Origin of the sequence: Enterococcus sp. AZ177 (genome assembly GCF_050544585.1) — a bacterium.
GTDB lineage: Bacteria > Bacillota > Bacilli > Lactobacillales > Enterococcaceae > Enterococcus_L > Enterococcus_L plantarum.
Window position 1 is genome coordinate 1265255 of the sequence record NZ_CP172944.1, and the last position, 19515, is coordinate 1284769.

17 protein-coding genes, 1 other RNA gene, 2 pseudogenes, 1 riboswitch and 1 other annotated feature are annotated in these 19515 nt (G+C 35.4%); of the genes and pseudogenes, 15 read left to right on the plus strand and 5 right to left on the minus strand.

What is annotated here, in order from left to right; all coding sequences use genetic code 11:
• The first annotated feature begins 14 nt into the window (after positions 1 to 14).
• Both ffs and IGJ34_RS06175 read left to right on the plus strand, forming a co-directional pair.
• Positions 15 to 101: signal recognition particle sRNA small type (gene ffs / locus IGJ34_RS06170), an RNA gene on the plus strand.
• A 596-nt stretch (positions 102 to 697) separates the two neighbouring features.
• The gene (locus tag IGJ34_RS06175) at positions 698 to 1945 is read left to right on the plus strand and encodes an acyltransferase family protein (protein ID WP_069654516.1); all 1248 of its coding nucleotides are present in this window, start codon (positions 698 to 700) and stop codon (positions 1943 to 1945) included.
• A gap of 291 nt (positions 1946 to 2236) precedes the next feature.
• Here IGJ34_RS06175 and IGJ34_RS06180 read toward each other — a convergent pair whose 3' ends face one another.
• From IGJ34_RS06180 to IGJ34_RS06195, 4 genes are all read right to left on the minus strand, one after another.
• Complete coding sequence (locus IGJ34_RS06180) at positions 2237 to 2782, minus strand: DUF5067 domain-containing protein (protein WP_206834348.1); 546 nt, start codon at positions 2780 to 2782, stop codon at positions 2237 to 2239.
• 214 nt (positions 2783 to 2996) lie between these two features.
• Positions 2997 to 3797 (minus strand): TPM domain-containing protein, encoded by an 801-nt coding sequence (locus tag IGJ34_RS06185; protein WP_430598387.1) that lies wholly within the window; start codon positions 3795 to 3797, stop codon positions 2997 to 2999.
• Complete coding sequence (locus tag IGJ34_RS06190) at positions 3794 to 4966, minus strand: TFIIB-type zinc ribbon-containing protein (protein ID WP_430598388.1); 1173 nt, start codon at positions 4964 to 4966, stop codon at positions 3794 to 3796. Before IGJ34_RS06190 ends, IGJ34_RS06185 begins: the two co-directional genes overlap by 4 nt.
• A gap of 176 nt (positions 4967 to 5142) precedes the next feature.
• The gene (locus tag IGJ34_RS06195) at positions 5143 to 6375 is read right to left on the minus strand and encodes an SPFH domain-containing protein (RefSeq protein ID WP_430598389.1); all 1233 of its coding nucleotides are present in this window, start codon (positions 6373 to 6375) and stop codon (positions 5143 to 5145) included.
• Positions 6376 to 6670: 295 nt separating this feature from the next.
• Between IGJ34_RS06195 and IGJ34_RS06200 the strand changes: the two genes are divergently transcribed.
• The 6 genes and pseudogenes from IGJ34_RS06200 (at position 6671) to argS (ending at position 13818) form a co-directional block, all read left to right on the plus strand.
• Positions 6671 to 8707 carry a penicillin-binding transpeptidase domain-containing protein gene (locus IGJ34_RS06200; RefSeq protein WP_069654511.1) on the plus strand — a complete coding sequence of 679 codons (2037 nt, stop codon included), beginning with the start codon at positions 6671 to 6673 and terminating at the stop codon, positions 8705 to 8707.
• A gap of 127 nt (positions 8708 to 8834) precedes the next feature.
• Positions 8835 to 9554 (plus strand): tRNA (adenosine(37)-N6)-threonylcarbamoyltransferase complex dimerization subunit type 1 TsaB, encoded by a 720-nt coding sequence (gene tsaB, locus IGJ34_RS06205; RefSeq protein WP_430598390.1) that lies wholly within the window; start codon positions 8835 to 8837, stop codon positions 9552 to 9554.
• On the plus strand, positions 9538 to 10086 hold the full coding sequence (rimI, locus tag IGJ34_RS06210; protein WP_069654510.1) for a ribosomal protein S18-alanine N-acetyltransferase: 549 nt from the start codon (positions 9538 to 9540) through the stop codon (positions 10084 to 10086). Before tsaB ends, rimI (IGJ34_RS06210) begins: the two co-directional genes overlap by 17 nt.
• A 4-nt stretch (positions 10087 to 10090) precedes the next feature.
• Positions 10091 to 10513, plus strand: a pseudogene (gene rimI, locus IGJ34_RS06215) (ribosomal protein S18-alanine N-acetyltransferase); the annotation flags it as partial.
• 39 nt (positions 10514 to 10552) lie between these two features.
• On the plus strand, positions 10553 to 11587 hold the full coding sequence (tsaD, locus tag IGJ34_RS06220; protein ID WP_430598521.1) for a tRNA (adenosine(37)-N6)-threonylcarbamoyltransferase complex transferase subunit TsaD: 1035 nt from the start codon (positions 10553 to 10555) through the stop codon (positions 11585 to 11587).
• Positions 11588 to 11653: 66 nt separating this feature from the next.
• Positions 11654 to 11859: a binding site (T-box leader), on the plus strand.
• A gap of 267 nt (positions 11860 to 12126) precedes the next feature.
• Positions 12127 to 13818, plus strand: coding sequence for an arginine--tRNA ligase (gene argS / locus IGJ34_RS06225; RefSeq protein WP_206834307.1), 1692 nt, complete (start codon positions 12127 to 12129; stop codon positions 13816 to 13818).
• Positions 13819 to 13903: 85 nt separating this feature from the next.
• Here the strand turns inward: argS and IGJ34_RS06230 are convergent, their stop codons facing one another.
• Positions 13904 to 14857, minus strand: a complete 954-nt coding sequence (locus tag IGJ34_RS06230; protein ID WP_430598391.1) for a Gfo/Idh/MocA family protein — start codon at positions 14855 to 14857, stop codon at positions 13904 to 13906.
• A gap of 345 nt (positions 14858 to 15202) precedes the next feature.
• Between IGJ34_RS06230 and IGJ34_RS06235 the strand changes: the two genes are divergently transcribed.
• From IGJ34_RS06235 to IGJ34_RS06265, 7 genes and pseudogenes are all read left to right on the plus strand, one after another.
• Positions 15203 to 15724 carry a hypothetical protein gene (locus IGJ34_RS06235; RefSeq protein ID WP_206834303.1) on the plus strand — a complete coding sequence of 174 codons (522 nt, stop codon included), beginning with the start codon at positions 15203 to 15205 and terminating at the stop codon, positions 15722 to 15724.
• Positions 15725 to 15744: 20 nt separating this feature from the next.
• Complete coding sequence (locus IGJ34_RS06240) at positions 15745 to 15945, plus strand: hypothetical protein (protein WP_111247428.1); 201 nt, start codon at positions 15745 to 15747, stop codon at positions 15943 to 15945.
• A gap of 92 nt (positions 15946 to 16037) precedes the next feature.
• Complete coding sequence (locus IGJ34_RS06245; RefSeq protein ID WP_111247429.1) at positions 16038 to 16661, plus strand: glycoside hydrolase family 73 protein; 624 nt, start codon at positions 16038 to 16040, stop codon at positions 16659 to 16661.
• Between the two features lie 27 nt (positions 16662 to 16688).
• Positions 16689 to 17372 carry a hydrolase gene (locus tag IGJ34_RS06250; RefSeq protein ID WP_206848825.1) on the plus strand — a complete coding sequence of 228 codons (684 nt, stop codon included), beginning with the start codon at positions 16689 to 16691 and terminating at the stop codon, positions 17370 to 17372.
• A gap of 475 nt (positions 17373 to 17847) precedes the next feature.
• Positions 17848 to 18156, plus strand: a pseudogene (locus tag IGJ34_RS06255) (C40 family peptidase); the annotation flags it as partial.
• Positions 18154 to 18636 (plus strand): hypothetical protein, encoded by a 483-nt coding sequence (locus IGJ34_RS06260; protein ID WP_240485871.1) that lies wholly within the window; start codon positions 18154 to 18156, stop codon positions 18634 to 18636. The pseudogene IGJ34_RS06255 and the gene IGJ34_RS06260, both read left to right, overlap by 3 nt.
• A gap of 115 nt (positions 18637 to 18751) precedes the next feature.
• Positions 18752 to 18849, plus strand: a riboswitch (purine riboswitch).
• Between the two features lie 83 nt (positions 18850 to 18932).
• Positions 18933 to 19514: a xanthine phosphoribosyltransferase gene (locus IGJ34_RS06265; protein WP_069654689.1), complete on the plus strand. Its 582-nt coding sequence runs from the start codon at positions 18933 to 18935 to the stop codon at positions 19512 to 19514.
• Position 19515: the final 1 nt, after the last annotated feature.

Below are 19515 nucleotides of genomic sequence, written 5' to 3' on the forward strand. Positions count from 1 at the left end.
TAAATCTTGCCGAAAGGCTAGGACAATGGTGGGCTTACGAAGCGTGTCAGATCCGGAAGGAAGCAGCACTAAGTAGGTGCCGCCATGTGTCTGATTGATAAAGCGTAACAACAGACTTTTAGGTCTGTTTTTTTTATTTGCTCAAACGTGAATAGAATAAGAAAAATAAACGGATAACTCTTCAAAATCTAGTTTCTTCATGACATTATATTTCTTCATTTTTAGCATAAACTAAAATTTCATATCTAAAACAGACTGAACATTTTTTTAGTAATGAAAGATCTAAAAAATATCTTTTCATCAAATTTTTTTATTCACTTCAAGTGCTTCTTCATTATTTTAATATTATTTATTTTTCGAAAAATGTTATTTTATCCTAATTAATGCGAAGTTTATTTACAATTGGATAATGCATCAAGATAAAGGAAAAGGATTGGTTTTATCTTCGTATAAGGTTTGACCTAATAAGAATACAATAGAGTTTTACGAATCAAGTATGTTAACTACATAATATAACTAATAATTAAGGGAAATATTTATAATGTTAGAAAAAATAAAATAACAATTAAAATGTAATTATATTCTATTTATTAATTATTTTTACATAAAAAGAATGGTTTTTCAAACTAAATAGACTTAATAGTTCTCTTGTGGTAATATTGATTTATGTTTTTTTGTACTACAGGAGGAGAGACTTATGAAAGAAAAAATAACAAAAAAAAGGGAATCGAATTTTGAACTTTTAAGAATATTAGCTATGCTGGGCATCATTGTGTACCATTTAGTCATTCACCATTCAGATTACAATAGATTTGCATTAGTTAATCTAGATGGAAAATCGAATTTTTATCATTTAGAAACAATTCAAATCATGTATACTTTTGGGCAAATCGGAAATACCTTATTCATTTTAATAACTGGATATTTTTTGATTGGCAAGAAAAATATTAACGTATTGAAACCAGGAGTTAAGTTATTAAATCGTTCTTATTTGTTAGCGATTATTTTAATGGGGGTCTCTTATTTATTTGGGAAATTTCAAATACCGCTTTCGTCAAATTCGGATATACATATGGCGCTCAAGGGTTGGTGGTTCATCGGATATTATATTTTTATTATTATCTTTGCCAAGTATGTTCTCAATGATTTTCTTGACAGGTTAGATAAAAAAAGTTATCTAAATTTCATTTTAATTATGACATTCTTGTTAAGTTTTATGGAAATCTTCAATGTTCTTACAAATCTAAAAATACAAAACTTTGTAATTGGAATTCTAGTCTATTCTATTGGTGGATTCATTCGTTTGTATAACCCATTACAAAAAGTGAAGACAATTAATTTGTTGTTATGTATTGTTTCCTTTGTTGCGATTCAAATTATTCAGTATAAAGTAAATTTGAATACAAATTTGAACGAATTTTATAAGGAACCTAGTGCGTTATTCGTTAAATCACCTTTTATAAATGTCCTATGGTCCCCAAGTATATTATTTATGATTTGTAGTGTAAGTATTTTTGAGTTGTTTAGTCGCTTAAAGATAGGAAGCATTAGATTGATAAACAGTGTATCTGCTGCGACGTTTACTGTGTATCTTTTTCATGAGTCTTATTTCTTCAGAAAGATACAAATAAAAGGAATTCCATTACCAAACAGATTAGGCATATTAAAAGAAGTTTCAACAAAAATCATGGATAGCGATCTAATGAAAGGATCTACAGTTCCAATTGATAATGCAGAAGATTGGATTAATCTACAAGATTTTCTAAATATTAGTCAAGTTTTTCAAGATAGAGGAGTTAAACTGGGGTTGTTTTACATGATGATGCTAACGGTAGCGATATTCACAGTAGGTATTTTTTTCGAGCTTATTATCAAGTTTATTAATAAACTATTCAAGAGTATTTTTTATAGTGATTTTAAAGAAATGAAAAAGAGTTTGGAATGAGGGGATAACTAGAAACACAATCTTTAGTGATTCTTCTAATGTGATTTGATTTCTGATAGTCTCGTTTTTAATCAATTTTAGTTTATTTTAAGAGGTAAATAGTATTATTATATAGGGGTGTATAATAAGTTGATTACTTAAAATAAATCAAACGAGAAAAAGTACATAGCTGTCAATGAAGTTATTTCTGTTTAACACGCAACTGTTAAATTTAGAGAAAAAAATGGAATAGCAATCATAAATTTCATGATTGCTATTCCATTTTTCAAATGAATATCTGAAAAGCGAGGATTATTTTAAGTTAATGGTTTTTTGCCCAAGTTCTTTTCCAGCCATTCCTTGAGTCGCTTTCAAAATAACTGGCGTTTCTGTGTCATCTAAGTCATAAGAAATAATAGCTTTCACTGTACCTCCAGGTTTAATATCATCCAGTTGATGTTCCGTGTATTCTGCAAATTTTTCATCTTGAGGCGTCATACCAACGGTTAGTTTATTGATCGTATCTTTACTTTCTTGTGTTAATCCCATACAAGCAATCCAAACTGTAGCAGCTGAAATCAGCTCTTCACTATTGTTCGTTACTTCATAAGTAATTGCTAACTGTGGTTTTTCTCTTAGGAGATTTTCGTCAGCAGGTAAAACTTCAGTTGATAATAGTTTAAGAGTAGCCATTTCAATTTTTAATGTATCGTCTTTAAAAGAGACATCTTCTGTTTTTTTGGGGGAAGTTGAAGTCATTTCATTTTTTTTGGTATCGGTAGATTTACTATTGCCTCCACAAGCAACCAACGTTATACTACACAACGTTAACACACCTAAACTTAATAATTTTTTCATCGATATATCCTCGCTTTATAAAATAATGGTGATAAAAATCCCTAATAAGATTCAAATTAAATTTACTTATTTAAAAAAAGGATTTGTTTCTATACTACCTTGTATTTTACTAAATAACAAGGTGACTTTTGCTCGTAATATAATTAATTGCAGAAACGAACAAAATTCGAGGAACACACTATAATACGAGACGATGTTTTATTTTTTTAGGGGATTAAAAGCTACGACCACCACCGCCAAATGTTCCGCCACCTGTGGAGTGAGTACTGCTTCCGCCGCCTGAACCGCCATTGGAATTATTTCTAGGGATTCGACGGGTCGTGATAAATGAATTGATTAGCACATCGTTTCTTCGCGTCAAGTTAAGCGTTGATTTTTCTCTAAAAGGGTATTTGTAGGTACCAAATTTTAATTGATATTTGGATACACTAATAGCAAAGAAGATACCACTTAAAACAATTGCTGCTACAAAGGCAATGATGATTTCAGTGGTAGTCAACGTTTTGAAACGAGTAATTTTTCCTGTTTCAGTGTCGACTCGATAATGTCCACCAGGAACACCTTGATCAAAGTAGTAACCTATATTTTCTAGAAAAGTTTGTGCTGCTTGAAAATAATTTCCGCTTCTCATGCTGGGTTCAATATCATCTAGTGTTTGGTTAATTCGCTTATCTGTCATGTAATCAATCATATTTCCAGAAGTTGAAATTCTAAACTTTCTTTGATTCATATCAACATAAAAAGTGATACCATTTTGATTTTTACCAATGCGGTCAAGCATATAATAGTCTGCGAACCGAGTAGAGTCTGAATCATTATCCGTATTGCTCACAATAAAAATTCGTGCTTTCATTTTTGCCTCAATTGGGCCAATCGCTTCTTTCAATTGAGTAATTTGTTCAGAGCTGAAAAGAGAAGCTTGGTCATCGATGGAATCATCTGCCGCTTGGGCTTTTAACGAAAACCCAAATAGTAGAAAAAGAACAACGAACAGAGTAAAAGGGATCTTTCTCATATAAACCAGCCTCCAATCAAGAAAATAGCTAAAATTGCAGCAAAAATGCCAAATGTAAATAACCCTAAACGCTTATAACTAACTGGTAAAATCCCACTTACTTTCCCAGTCTGTCCATTCATAGCGTAGTAATATACTTTTTTTGACTGACTGTTACTCCGATATGTTACGACCCAAATCGGCAACAACATATAGTGATTTTTTTCGCTGTTTAAAGAAATATCTGTTCGTAAGTTGGTTAAAGTAGTATAGCCAGAAGCCGTATCTCTTAGTAACGATTCAGAATAATCTTTTAGTTCATTTTGAATAGCATTTTGGATCGTTTCATATTCAATGTCTCTTTTTTCAGCCTGAAATCCCGCCAAATATTGACTTTTAAAGGAAACAGCTTTGTCTATTAAAAAGGGCTGAACTGCTTCTACCATTTTTTGCTGTACATTTTTAGAAAGAGCATTTTTGATCAATTCCGTAAAAGAAATCTTCCCTTGTCGTTCGACATCGAATTGTTTCGTTTCAGTGTATTCAATATCACCAACACGCCATATACGAATCGCAGTTCCCGTCCCATTTAGTTGACCATCGATTTGAGCATCTACGACCCAATAGGGGAAATAGACACCTGTCATCAGATCAATTTGTTGTTTATTAAAAAAGTCTTTTGGAATAAACCATTTTTTCTTTGTCCAAGCTAAAAACTTTTCAATCGCTTCTTCTTTTTCAATAGCAAAAGGCAAGACTTTTTCAGGAAGAAAATTACCACTCAATCTTCCAGATAAAACAACCGGATTATGACAATAATAGCAATATGTAGCCGCAGTTGTTGCTTCAGTAACGATTTGCGCACCACAGCTTGGACAATTGAATAATTCCATTGCTCCTTCTAAGGTATTATTTGTCAAACCATCTGAACCAGTTGCTTCTTTAAAAGTAGCCGTATCTTCAGGAGTCATGTCCTCTTTCTGCGATTCGGCTGTAAATGTTAACTCAGGTTCAATATATTGCTTCTGCTCATCTTCTAGATGTGCTTCTCGTTGTGAGGATTCATAAGAGGTTACTTCAGCTTCTGTATAGACACTGAGACAGTATTCACAATGAAACATTTGATCTTTCGGATCAAATAATAAGGGACCGCCACAGTTTGGGCATTTGTGTGTAAAGGTATCCGTCATAATTGTTCCTTTCTTTGAGTAGCGAATTAATATAAGTGAAAAGCGCTTTTACAAATAGTTGAGTGTTGATTAGAAGAAAAAGAAGCTAGGATTACTTCTGCTCCAACCGTTTATTTGCATTTAGGGTGTGATACAAAAGTGATTTTTACTTTTGTCCCACACCCAATTTCTTCGGCTTATAAAGGAATTCCTTGAAATGGTTTGCCACAATGTGGACAGAATTTTGGAATACCAGTAGATAAATCAACGATTTCACTGCATTCGCTGCATTTCATTTCTAATTTTGGTTTTTCATTTGTTGGTTTTGGTGTTCCACAGTTTGAACAGAACTTGCCGCTATTTTCAGTTCCACATTGCGGACAGGTCCAGGTACTATCAGATCCTTGCGCATTTTGTTGATTTTGTTTTTCTTGTATTTGTTGTTGATTGGTTTGAGACGCTTGAGCAAAGTAATTACCACTTGTATTCATGCCCATTCCAACGCCCATAAAACCATTCATTGCTCCACCTTCATTACTTCCGGCAGCTTCCATGCCACGAGCCATTGCGCCTTGTACATAGCCTTCACGAACTCCAGCATCACTAAGCATGGCACCTTGATTGCGCATATTGATCAATTTAGTAGAATCATCTGTATAAGAGATGCTTGCTACCGCAACAGAGACGATTTCCATTCCTCGTAGTGAGCGCCATTCATCATCTAGTACTTGCCCCATATATTTACTTAATTCTAAGCTTTTAGATGGTACATAAGAAATGCGTTCGCCATCTGCTGACATTTTGTTGATTGCTGCCTGTAGTGCCGTTAAAAATTCAGCTAAATATTGTTCGTTGATATCATTAATATCAACTTGGGATTTATTTCTAGGAATTGCATTTGAAAAGAATAATAAAGGATCTGTAATTTTGATTGAGTAATTCCCATGTGCACGTAGAAACAGTTCAGCATTGTAAAAATTATCAAAATAATTAATCGGTGAAGATGTCCCAAATTTGATACCTTTGATTTCTTGTAGGTTGATGTAAAAAACTTGTTGTTTTTGAGGTGTTACGCCACCAAATTTAAAACGGTCGAATGTTTCAGAAATCGCATCTTTCAATGAGCCATTAAAAGCAGAAGGTGCGGAATCATTTTTCACAGTATAATATCCTTCTTCAGCCGTATAATCAATGATCTTTCCGCCATCGACTAAAATCATCATCATATTCGGATAAACATGAATAACAGAACCATCAGTCAAAACATCTTCTGTTCCTTTGCGATTTGACCCTCTTTTATCATTTTTACGAACAAAAACCCCTTTTGTCATAACGGTTGTATCACTCATGTTATCGGGTTCAATAACTTCGATCCATTGGTCCGCTAAACCGCCACCGATTGCACTTGTTGCTGCTTTAATAATTCCCATCTGAAATTCCTCCTAAATTTAAAGCCGTATTTCGCTTGATTCATCTATACCTTCTTTTGAATACTAGCTCAAGAAGCTAGATAAGAAAGTAGTAAGTAAAAATAGTATACCATAGGTTGGTGTAAGAAAAACAGCACCAAAGCCTGATTATAAAGGCAATTCAATCACAAAAAAGCAGCGCGATAATCAAAAATTTTTCTTTTTTTATAAAACTTCCTTTTTTCTATCTTAGATTTTATAAGTTAAGGTATAATAAAGAAAAGAACGTCGAAACAAGGACTTGGGGGATGAGAAATTGGAAAGAAGAAGTAAGAAAAAATCAAACAAAACAATTATTTTAGCAATAAGTGGCGTGGTGATACTGGCAGCGGCTGTCGGAGGCTATGTTGTTTATGGTACTTGGCAGAAGAAGCAGGAATTAAATAAAGCAGAAAAATCTGCTAAGGCTTTTCTAAACAACCTTTCAAAACAAGAGTTTGATCAATTCTCAGATTTATTAGATGAACCATCAGTAAAGGATAGCGGTTATGAGAACAAGCAGGTCATAGAAAAATATCAAACCATTTTTTCTGGTATTCAAGCTGAAGGAATCAAAAGTAAAGAAGTAAAGGTGAAACAAGAAAAAGAAGGAGAATATACATTTACCTACAAATTAGATATGACAACACCTTTAGGGAAATTAAATGATTTATCTTATAAAACGACTATCAAAAAAGTAGATCAACAGTATAAAATCAATTGGGCTCCCAATTTGATTTTTCCAGAAATGTCAGGCCAGGATAAAATTTCAATTGGTATCGATGCGGCGAATAGAGGAGAAATCGTTGATCGTAATGGAGAAGGATTAGCTGTTAATCAAGCTTTTGATCAGGTAGGAATCGTACCTGGTAAGCTTGGAGAAGGCCAAGAAAAGACAGATAATATCAAAGCATTCAGTGATCAATTCAATGTATCTGTTGATGAAATTGAGCAAAAACTCAAACAAGATTGGGTCAAACCAGATGCTTTTGTACCTTTGACGGTTTCTTTTGATCCAGTGACAACATTACCTCAAGGAGCTGCTTCTCAGGATACGGTTGTTCGTTACTATCCTTTAAAAGAATCTGCTGCTCAATTAGTCGGATATGTCGGCACGATTACTGCTGAAGATATCGAGAAAGATCCTACACTTAGTAGTACTGGTGTGATAGGCAAAGTCGGCTTAGAGCAGGCTTTTGATAAACAGTTACGCGGACAAGACGGTGGAAATATCACAATCACTGACGCACAAGGGGATGCAAAAAGTGTCCTGCAAAAAGTAGATAAAAGAGATGGCGAAAAAATTCAATTAACGCTTGATAAGAATGTTCAATCGCAAGCATACGATATCTTTAATAATCGCCCAGGGAGTGCGGTCATCATGGATCCGCAACAAGGGGATTTATTAGCGGCAGCGAGTTCTCCGTCGTTTGATCCGAATAAGATGGCTAATGGTATTTCTCAAAAAGAATATGATGGCTATGCGAATAATGAGAATTTACCATTTACAGCTAGATTTGCGACTGGCTACGCTCCAGGTTCGACCTTTAAGACAATCACGGGGGGAATTGGGTTAGATGCAGGCACATTGAAGCCAGAAGAAGAAATCGCTATCGATGGGTTGAAATGGCAAAAAGATGCCTCTTGGGGAGATTATTTTGTGACGCGTGTGAAAGAAGCTAGTCCTGTAAACCTAAGAACAGCGTTGGTTAATTCTGACAATATTTATTTCGCTCAACAAACATTGCGAATGGGAGAAGATAAATTTAGAAAAGGACTGGATAAATTTATTTTTGGAGAGAAATTAGATTTATCTATCCCAATGAATCCAGCGCAAATTTCGAATGAAGACAAGTTCAATTCAGAAATCTTACTAGCCGATACAGGATATGGTCAGGGACAACTGTTGGTAACGCCTATTCAGCAAGCCGCAATGTATACGGTATTTCAAAATGAAGGCAAACTTGTTTATCCAAAAATCGAGCTAAACAAAGAAACTAAAACAAAAGATAATGTCATTAGTTCGAATGCCGCGAATACGATTGTGACAGATTTGCTTGGTAGTGTTGAAGATGAAACGGGGTATGTCCACAATATGTACAATCCAGAATTTTCATTAGCGGCGAAAACAGGAACTGCTGAAATCAAGGAAAAACAGGACACGCTTGGAAAAGAAAATAGTTTTCTTTTAGCAATGGATCGAAGCAACAACAAATTTTCAGCGATGATCATGGTGGAAGATTCAAGAAAAAATGATACAGCAACAAATATCAGTAAAACGTTAATCGATTATTTAGAAGCAAATATCAAATAATAACATAAAAAGGAGCGAAGCGCTTGAGGCGTTTTCGCCCCTTTTTATGTTATTGCCACGTTTTTTTACGAACGTACAAAAATATGCTACAATGAACCAACTACATGATGAAAGAAAGGGATTTTTTGTGCGGATTTTAGCGATCGATACGTCAAATCAAACATTGACCATTGCTGTTTGTGAAGACAAGAAAATAATAGGACAATATACAATCACTGTAAAAAGAAACCATAGCTTAACGTTGATGCCAGCAATCACACAATTGGTGAAAGATGTTGGGATGAAACCTAAGGACATTGATCGAATTGTTGTGGCTCAAGGTCCAGGTTCATATACAGGATTAAGAATAGGTGTAACAACGGCCAAAACATTGGCTTACACATTAAATAAAGAATTAGTAGGTGTGTCTAGTTTAAAAACGTTAGCCGCAAATTGTGTTAAGGTAAAAGGAACAATCATACCGATTTTTGATGCGAGAAGAAATAATGTTTATACCGGAGCATATCAGTATGTTAACGGTGTTTTGACAAATGTCATAGAGGACCGGCATATAGCGATGGAAGATTGGCTTGGTCAGCTAAAAGACATTGATTCTGTTTACTTTGTTGGAGAAGATGTTGAAAAATTCCGCTCACTGATTGAAGCCACTCTCCCTAATGCTGAAATTTGTGCTAGTTCAGAATGGCAAATTCCAAACGGTGCAGCCTTAGCAGAATTGGGTAGAGTAAGTGAACCTGAAGCGGATATCCATCACTTTTTACCTAATTATTTAAAACGAGTAGAAGCAGAAGAGAACTGGTTAAAAGATCATGTATCTGAGGTAGATAATTATGTTGAAAAAATTTAATCTTTTTCATAGTATTTTGGGCATTTTTTTTAAGAATCGCCCATATGATGAGAAGACTGTAAAAATCTCAGAACAAGAGTATTATGTTCGTGGGATCACACTCGATGATATCAAAGATTTACTTTCAATTGAAAGGGAAGTATATGCTGGAGAATTACCTTGGACAAAAACGGCTTTTTTAGTTGAACTTCAAGCAGCAGAACCTCATTTATACTTACTTATTCAAAAAGAAGGAAAAACAATTGGGTTTATTGGATGCCGTATTTTTGATAAGGATGCTCATATTACAAATGTTGCCGTTGCAATGCAAAATCAAGGAAAAGGAATTGGGAGTTTCTTGATAAGAGAGGTTCAGCAGTTTGCAAGAATCAACAATTGTGAGAAGATCTCGTTAGAAGTCCGAATCAGCAATAAAAATGCACAGCGGGTCTATCGACAACTTGGATTTGTATCCAATACCATTAAGCCACATTATTATACTGAAAATAAAGAAGATGCATTAGAAATGATATTATCTTTAAAAGAAGAGTGAAGCGATGTATTATTCAAAAGAAGAGTTGCCAACAAAACAGGCTGCTAAGAAACTTTGGCGGATATGTGACCATTCATATGACCATGGATCACCCTGGACAGAAAAACAATTTGACGTTGATTTAGCACAAGAAACAAGTCACTATCTTGTCTTAATTAAAGAAGGCAAGTGGATTGGTTTTGTCAGCTATCATTTAGTATTAGATGAAGTTGAAATTACGCATGTTGTGATTCGTAAGGAATGTCAGCAAAAAGGTTATGGCAGTCAATTGATCGATCAGTTGATTCAACGAGTAAACGAACAAGATGCTTGTCAAGTGTTTTTAGAAGTTCGAACATCGAATGTATATGCACAAAATTTATATGAAAGAAAAGGATTCAACGCGATCAATCGTCGAAAAAAATATTATAGTAATCCACAAGAAGACGGAATTGTGATGTGTTTAACTGTTAAGGAAGTGAAACAAATGATTTTTTTTAATAAAAAAAGAAAATTGATACTGGCTATTGAAAGTAGTTGTGACGAAACCAGTGTTGCTGTTATTGAAAATGGCGATACAATTTTATCTAACGTTGTGGCTTCTCAAGTGAAGAGCCATCAACGTTTTGGAGGTGTTGTACCAGAAGTTGCGAGTCGTCATCATGTAGAAGAAATTACGTTATGTATTGAAGATGCTCTAGCTGAAGCAGATGTAAAACCAGATGACTTAGGTGCAGTAGGCGTTACGTATGGTCCTGGTTTGGTAGGGGCTTTATTAATCGGTATCTCCGCTGCTAAGGCATTTGCTTGGGCACATGATTTACCGCTGATTCCAGTCAATCATATGGCTGGGCATATTTATGCGGCTCATTTTGTAGAACCTTTGCAGTTTCCGTTAATGGCATTATTAGTGAGTGGTGGTCATACGGAATTAGTTTACATGAGAGAGACAGGTTCTTTTGAAATCATCGGTGAAACAAGAGATGATGCTGCAGGTGAAGCATATGATAAAGTCGGCAGAGTTTTAGGTCTAACCTATCCAAGCGGTAAAGAGATCGATGAACTGGCCCACCTTGGAGAAGATACGTACCATTTTCCACGAGCTATGATGAAAGAAGACAATTATGATTTTAGTTTTAGTGGTTTAAAAAGCTCATTTATCAATACGGTTCATAATGCTGAACAACGCAGTGAAGAATTGATAGTAAAAGATTTAGCCGCAAGTTTTCAAGCGAGTGTTATCGATGTTTTAGCCGATAAAACGATTCGAGCTTGCAAAGAATATCCTGTCAAACAATTAGTGATGGCAGGTGGTGTTGCCGCAAATATAGGTTTGCGTGATCGTTTAAGCAAAGAAGTGACGGAAGAACTGCAAGGCGTAACATTTATCGTGCCACCACTTAGACTATGCGGTGACAATGCAGCGATGATTGGTGCTGCTGCATTTGTCGAAGCTGAAAAAGCTCATTTTGCTGATTACCACTTAAACGCGGATCCTAGTTTATCCTTTACGACCATCTAAACATTAAAATCAACAGACAAGACTAGGCATAGAGAAAAATATTTGTTATAATGAACCAAGTTTAATAATGATTCATCGATAAAGAGAGTACTTCATTAGCTATTATTCAAGCGATTTCGGGAAGGTGCAAGCCGAAAATAATCAAATGAAGGAAGCGCACTTTTGAGAATCTGCCAAGGCAGACGGCTATCTACCGTTAATAGATTAAGTGGGTTGGTCTTTATAGAGGACGAACAATTAGAGTGGTACCGCGGGAAAATCTCGTCTCTGGTGTTTTTTAACACTAGGGATTTTTTTGTTTATCACGCCACTTCGTTTTGATATCGTTGATGCAAATCAAGTAGAAAAGAATCATTTTATAATGTGTCAGAAAGTCAGGTTGCTTTGCTTATATTTTAAGAAATGAATCACTAAGTTTAACTCTGGTAAACTATTGAATCACCAATCCACTTTGATTTAAAAAAGTAGGACCCATTTCTCAAAATCAATGATAATGCAGCTAGAATAAATAATTCAAATCACCTATTAGGAGGATAACTATGAATAACAAAGAAATCGTAGCAAAAGCCATTTATGAAGTGGTAAAAGAAGATTTATCATTAGAAACCGTTACCCAATTATTGGAAAATCCTAAGTCAGTTGATCACGGAGATGTAGCGTTTCCAGCTTTCTCATTGGCGAAAGTCTACCGTAAAGCACCGCAACAAATTGCAGCTGATTTAGCTGAGAAAATTGCTGGAACAGACTTTGAAAAAATCGAAGTGGTTGGACCTTACCTGAACTTTTTCATGAATAAAAAAATGGTAAGTCAAACAGTCATCGGTCAAATTGCAAAAGAAAAAGGACACTACGGAGATAGCTCGATCGGTAACAAAGGCAATGTACCAATCGATATGTCTTCACCTAACATCGCGAAACCAATTTCAATGGGGCATTTGCGTTCAACAGTTATTGGGAATTCAATTGCGTTTATTCTTGAAAAGAGTGGTTATACACCTATTCGTATCAATCACTTAGGGGATTGGGGCACTCAATTCGGTAAATTGATTGTGGCTTATAAAAAATGGGGTTCAGAAGACGGAGTCAAATCGGCGCCAATCACTGAATTATTACGTCTGTATGTTCAATTTCATGAAGAAGCTGAAACACAACCTGAACTAGAAGAAGAAGCACGCGCTTGGTTTAAAAAACTAGAAGAAGGCGATGCTGAAGCCACTGAATTATGGAAATGGTTCCGTACAGAATCACTAAAAGAATTCGACAAAATCTATGCAATGCTAGAAGTTTCCTTTGATTCATACAACGGAGAAGCTTTCTACAACGATAAAATGGACGAAATTGTAACAATGCTAGAAGAAAAACATCTATTGCAAGAAAATGAAGGAGCTGAAATCGTTGATTTATCTGCATATGACCTAAATCCAGCGCTAATCAAAAAATCAGACGGTGCAACGCTTTATATCACACGTGATTTAGCGGCGGCTGTTTACCGTAAACGTAATTATGATTTTGCCAAAGCGATTTACGTTGTCGGAAATGAACAAAGCAATCATTTCAAGCAATTAAAAGCTGTTTTAAATGAGCTTGGATTTGACTGGTCCAAAGAGATGCATCACGTACCATTCGGTTTGATTACACAAGGTGGCAAAAAACTATCAACGCGTAAAGGGAAAATCGTTTTGCTTGAAGAAGTGTTGAACGAAGCAGTTGAACTGGCGAATAACCAAATTATGGAGAAAAACCCTGATTTACCGAATCGAGAAGAAGTGGCGAGACAAGTTGGAATTGGTTCTGTTATTTTCCACGATTTAAAAAATGATCGTTTGAATAACTTTGATTTTGTTTTAGAAGAAGTTGTTCGTTTTGAAGGTGAAACAGGTCCGTATGTACAATATACACATGCACGTGCAATGAGTATTTTAAGAAAAGCTGATTTCACAATCGATGAGACGAAAGAGTATGCCTTAGATGATAAAGATAGCTGGGAAGTTGTGAAACTATTGCAAAAATTCCCAGAAGTTGTCATGCAAGCTGCTGAAAAATACGAACCATCAGTTATTGCAAAACATGCGATCCAAGTTGCTCAAGCCTTCAATAAATACTATGCACATGTCAAAATTTTAGCTGAAGATGAGCAAAAAGAAGCGCGTTTAGCGTTAGTGTATGCGATGGCAACGATTATTAAAGAAGATTTACGCTTACTTGGTCTACATGCGCCGAATGAAATGTAACGAGCAAAAAAGCTGAGGCAAAAGGACAGTAATTCCTTTTTGACTCAGCTTTTTTTAACTAAAAAACCTACTTTTCTGGCATTATTTAATTAGTCCAATTTTGTTGCATTTGGTCCAAAAGATCGATAACGTCTTTTGTTAAAAAGAGAGAACGATTGGATATTTCTCCTTCGATCATTTTAATCATATTAGTGATTTCGTAGTTTAAGGCTTGAGTACTATCCCCAGAAACAATTGTTTCCACAGTTCCGTCATTAAAGAAAATTTTTGCTTCATCTGCTCGTGGATACTCGTTGATCACAATATAAGCATCTTCAAAAGCGACAACTCCTTGTTTGGGCATTTTTGCTTGGAAACTTAAGGAAACTGTCGCCATTTCTTGTACATCGTTTTGTAAGATCGTCGCTGATTGTTCGTCTACACCAGTTGAGAATGGCTGCATAACGGATGCAATAACTTTGGGTTGCGAAGTAAAAAACCAGCGAGCAAAAGAAACCGCATAAGTTCCAATATCCAATAAAGCGCCGCCAGCTAAATCAGGATTAAAGAATCGATTCGACGGATCAGGTTCTTTGTAACTACCGAAAGGCGCTTGAATCATTTTTAATTTTCCAAAACGATTGGAGTCGATTTGACCACGTAATTCTTGGTATAAGGGCATGTTGAAAATAGTCATTGCTTCAGCTAATATCAGGCCTTTTTCTTCAGCTAGCGTCATAGCTTGCGTTAGTTCTGCGCTATTCATCGTAATCGCTTTTTCACAAAGTACATGTTTACCTGCTGCCAGAGCTTTTAAAATATGTTCGATATGTTGACGATTGGGAACGGCGATATAGACGATATCGATCGCTTGATCGGCTAACAACGCTTCAAATGAACCATAAGCTTTGGGGATATCGTGTTCGTTTGCAAATGCTACAGCTTTACTTAATGTTCTAGAAGCAACGGCTGTTATTTGACTATTTTCTTGTTGAAAGCTGTTAGTAAAACTAGTTGCAATTTCTCCAAGACCGATGATTCCCCAATTGTAGTATTTCATATATATCCTCCTTAATAATAGAGCAATGGGGCGTTATCATTTCTATAAAAGAAAAAATCAAGAGTGAGAAACTCTTACGGCTTTAAGAAAACAGCCCACATAACTCAATAATAACAAAAGTTGAAAGAGCTTCTGCACTTTTTCTGACGCATTAAGTAATTAAAAAGCTCTATTTTTATTATACATGAGAAATGCAAAATAATGGATTATTTTGGACAGATATGTTGAATTGTCTTATTATTTATAGAAACAAGTGGCGTGTTTCTTAAAAATACAGAAATAAATGATTCAAAAAGATGCATTTTTTTACTAATTTCAGTAAAATGGGAAAAGGAGGCGAAAGTCATGCACCAAATGTATATAGATATTCTTATCGATGCAATTATAGAACAATTTGAAACGGAAGAGCACTTCTATACTGACTATCTCCAAATTACAGAAGAAAATTGGACAAATTGGAAAAAAGGTAGAATTAATTTAACAAGTGAAGAGATGCAAAAAATAAAAAACTTATTTTCTGATTACGAATGGATGCTGACACAAAAAATATTACGTCAAACCATTCTATTTCCAGAAAAAAGAAATATTGCCGTTTCAGAATACAAACGCCTAAAAACAATAATCGCTAAAAAATGGTTAAAATCAGGAGCAGGTGTTGCTGAATTGATACCGTCAAAAGCAAACCGCGACGAAAAAGAACAGGCATTTATTGATCTAAAAGTAACGGTTTCTTATGATGAATGGGGGTTTGATGATATTGTCACGTTCAGATTGCCGGCAACTCTACAAGGTCAATTAAAAGAATCAAAAGTAGAATTACTAGATTGGGTAAATGAAAATTTGATGGGTACTTACGTTGGTGAATAAGTAAGTAAGGGAGTTTTTTTGTGAAACAAATTTTAGGAATCTTATCCGTCATCATCGTATTAGGTGCTGTAATTTTTGTCCTTTTTGGTCATTCAACACCAAAAGAAAAAACAAAAACGAGCAGTGAGGAAACACAAACAACAAGCACCACGGCACCGCCAACCACGTCTGAAAAACAAACGAATACATCGACAACTATGACTACAACAGCAGTTGATTGATTGTCTAGGGAAAAACTGATATAATCAGTCAGCTATTATCCTAAATAAAAAAAGTTAGTACAGGAACGAATACAAAACAAAGTAGGGAATGTATGAATAGTCCAAGGTATAAGAAGAAAAAAGTGAGAAAAACGAATTTACCGATGCTTTTTGCGGGTTTGTTGATTGTTGGTGTAGCGTTTATCTTTTCAATCAATGTATTGTCAGACAGTTCGAAAACAGAAGAAGAGTCAGCTCAACAAAAAGAGCAAGTAACAAAGGAACAGTTTATTGATAGAATCAGTCCTTATGCAAAAGAATTACAAGCATCTTATGGTGTGTTACCTAGTATCATAATAGGGCAAGGGATATTAGAATCAAATTGGGGACAGAGTACGCTTGCTTCAAAGTATAATAATTTATTTGGAATCAAAGCCTATGGGGAACAAAAAAAAGTCAACCTTGAAACACGTGAATATATCAATGAAGAATGGATCGTTATCCAAGGGGATTTTAGAGTGTATGATACGTGGGAAGAGTCAATGGATGATCACACACGTCTATTTGTTAACGGTGTAACATGGAATCCACGTTTATACGAACGTGTTCTTCTGGCAAAAAATTATAAACAAGCGGCTCAAGCTTTACAAGATGCTGGTTATGCTACAGATCCAACATATGCAGATAAAGTGATTCATGTCATCGAAAGCTACGATCTTAATCAATATGATCACTAATAGATGGAGTAAAGGGGAGTAAATTTAATGAATGAAAAATGGGTGCCTGAAATTGTAACACCTTTAAAACAAGATATCGTTCAAGTGCCGAAAGTAATTGCGCAAGCGAGCGGAATCCGAATTTTTGGAAAAAAAATTAAGTCAATTATTTTTACGACAGATATTGCAATAATTAGAAATACAGATGCAAATGCAGTAATTGCTGTATATCCTTTTACACCTCATCCAGCCATTACAAAAAGTATTATTGAAGCAGCGGATATTCCTGTATTTTCAGGAGTTGGCGGTGGCTTAACTCAAGGTCAACGCTCGGCTTACATGAGCTTGTTCGCGGAAGCTCAAGGATCGATCGGTGTCGTATTAAATGGTCCAACACCAGTTGAAACAGTTGAAATGGTTTGTGAAGCTGTTGATATTCCAGTCGTTAGCACGGTAACTTCTATCCATACACCAATCGATGCAAAAATAGCAGCAGGGGTTACGATGATCAATATCAGTGCTGGTAAAGATACAGCTAAGACGGTTAAGTTTTTCCGAGATAAATACCCTGAATTACCAATTATTGCAACAGGTGGGCCAACAGATGAATCAATTACAGAAACGATTGAAGCTGGAGCCAATGCGATTACATATACACCGCCTAGCAACGGTGAACTTTTTAGTCAAAAAATGAATAAATATAGACATTTAGAAAAAGAGAATGATGTTTAACCTATACAGAGCAAATTTTTACTGTAACAAACGATAATCAAGGGCATATTTTCGTTTATTTAGCCGTTGATTATTTATTTGCCTTCAGCAATTGCTGAGGATTAATTGATAAAAACATTCTATTATAAATAGAATGTTTTTATCAAGGTGAATTTAATTTATTTTATGTTATGATGGATGAAAATGGTTTAGGAGTTGGGAATTGATGAAAAAATATTGTTACGTGGTTGGCGCGGCCGTTACACTTTTTACGATTTTTGGAATGGCTAGTACTACCGAAGCGACTGAAACAGTAAGTGAAGAAAGCTACCAAGCGGCAATTGAATCAGGATTTACACCTGAACAGATTCAACAGATTCAAGAAATGCCTGATTTTTCTTTAGAAAATATTCAAGAAGAACCGGCAGCTAGAAGTGCTGTTGTATTTTCAGCCACTCAAAAAAATCAAGTAGTTTCTGAAGCTAAAAGACATTTAGGTAAACCATATGCCTGGGGTGGAAAAGGACCGAATGTATTTGATTGTTCAGGATTGACTCGTTACGTATTTTTACAAGTTACTGGAAAAAATATCGGTGATTATACGATACCGCAAGAAAAAGCTGGAGAACAAATCAGTGTTGCTCAGGCTGAACCAGGAGATCTCTATTTTTGGGGAGCAAAAGGAAATACCTATCATGTAGCAATTGCTATTGGGAATGGTCAATATATCCATGCGCCAAATGAAAAAGAAGTGGTGAAGATTAATTCAACTACGTATTTTAAGCCTAGTTTTGCTGTTAGGGTGATAAAAAAGAATACCAACAATAATGCGAATCTAGTTAGTTACAGAACTCACCTCCAAGATTTTGGTTGGGGAAACTATGTACAATCTGGTCAAACCAGTGGTTCAGTGGGTAAATCAAAACGCCTAGAAGGAATACAGGTTAAGCTTGATCCTTCAGTGAGTGGAAATATTCAATATAAGACTCATATTCAAGATATCGGCTGGCAAGGGTTTAAGTCGAACAATGCATTAAGCGGAACGACTGGTAAGAAAAAAAGGTTAGAAGCAATTCAAATTAAATTAAGCGGTGCGGCTGCTACCAAATATGATGTTCAGTATCGCGTTCACTCTCAAGATTATGGATGGCAAGCGTGGACTAAAAATGGTCAATCTGCTGGAACACAAGGCTTAGCAAAACGTTTAGAAGCAATCGAGATAAAATTAGTTCCTAAAAATACAGCATTACCATCAGGTGGAAAACCTGCGTTTATCAAAAAATAAATAAGGAACAACTGAAAAAGAGATAAAAACGATCCATAGAAACAATAAGTGACTCTGTAAAATTTCAATGAAAAAACAATTATTTTCATTGAAATTTACAGAGTTTTGTACTATTGTATACTAATAACAAGAAGCTTATATATGATCATAATAAGGATGATCGTCTCTACCCAACACCGTAAATGTTGGTCTATAAGTGAAAAAGAGTCTCAGACCCTTTTTTGCTTATGCAAAAAGGGTCTTTTTGTTTGTATAAGAAGAGTTGCGTAGAAAATGTGATGGAGGAGTCGGAAAAAATGGAAGAATTAGTACAACGAATCAAAGAGGATGGTCGTGTTTTAGGGGAAGGTGTGTTAAAAGTAGACAGCTTCGTTACCCACCAAGTCGATCCTAATTTAATGGAGGCGATTGGCTATCGTTTCGCTGAAGTATTTGCAGATGCTGGCATCACAAAGGTTGTTACAATCGAGGCTTCAGGAATCGCACCTGCTCTTTTTGCAGCGAAAAAACTGGAGGTACCAATGATTTTTGCTCGTAAAGCAAAAAGCTTAACGATGGATGAAGAACTACTGACAGCTTCTGTATATTCGTTTACTAAACAAGTGACAAGCCAAATATCTATTTCAAGAAAATTTTTGTCAAGTGACGATAAAGTATTGATTATTGATGATTTTTTAGCGAATGGTCAAGCTGCAAAGGGATTAGTCGAATTGTGTCAACAAGCAGGGGCAACTGTGGATGGAATTGGTATTGTCATCGAAAAATCTTTCCAAGATGGACGAGCTTTATTAGAAGAAATGGGTATGCGTGTTATTTCTTTAGCTCGTATTGACTCTTTGAAAAATGGTGAAGTTGAATTTCTTGAGGGGGATGCATAAA

Bases quoted from the DNA above. Each gene is read 5' to 3' on its own strand.
- rimI (WP_069654510.1), top strand. From the start codon at position 9,538: ATGTTGAAAAAATTTAATCTTTTTCATAGTATTTTGGGCATTTTTTTT.
- IGJ34_RS06250 (WP_206848825.1), top strand. From the start codon at position 16,689: ATGAATGAAAAATGGGTGCCTGAAATTGTAACACCTTTAAAACAAGAT.
- IGJ34_RS06185 (WP_430598387.1), bottom strand. From the start codon at position 3,797: ATGAGAAAGATCCCTTTTACTCTGTTCGTTGTTCTTTTTCTACTATTT.
- IGJ34_RS06235 (WP_206834303.1), top strand. From the start codon at position 15,203: ATGCACCAAATGTATATAGATATTCTTATCGATGCAATTATAGAACAA.
- IGJ34_RS06175 (WP_069654516.1), top strand. From the start codon at position 698: ATGAAAGAAAAAATAACAAAAAAAAGGGAATCGAATTTTGAACTTTTA.
- IGJ34_RS06245 (WP_111247429.1), top strand. From the start codon at position 16,038: ATGAATAGTCCAAGGTATAAGAAGAAAAAAGTGAGAAAAACGAATTTA.
- IGJ34_RS06195 (WP_430598389.1), bottom strand. From the start codon at position 6,375: ATGGGAATTATTAAAGCAGCAACAAGTGCAATCGGTGGCGGTTTAGCG.
- IGJ34_RS06265 (WP_069654689.1), top strand. From the start codon at position 18,933: ATGGAAGAATTAGTACAACGAATCAAAGAGGATGGTCGTGTTTTAGGG.
- argS (WP_206834307.1), top strand. From the start codon at position 12,127: ATGAATAACAAAGAAATCGTAGCAAAAGCCATTTATGAAGTGGTAAAA.
- IGJ34_RS06190 (WP_430598388.1), bottom strand. From the start codon at position 4,966: ATGACGGATACCTTTACACACAAATGCCCAAACTGTGGCGGTCCCTTA.
- IGJ34_RS06230 (WP_430598391.1), bottom strand. From the start codon at position 14,857: ATGAAATACTACAATTGGGGAATCATCGGTCTTGGAGAAATTGCAACT.
- IGJ34_RS06180 (WP_206834348.1), bottom strand. From the start codon at position 2,782: ATGAAAAAATTATTAAGTTTAGGTGTGTTAACGTTGTGTAGTATAACG.
- tsaD (WP_430598521.1), top strand. From the start codon at position 10,553: ATGATTTTTTTTAATAAAAAAAGAAAATTGATACTGGCTATTGAAAGT.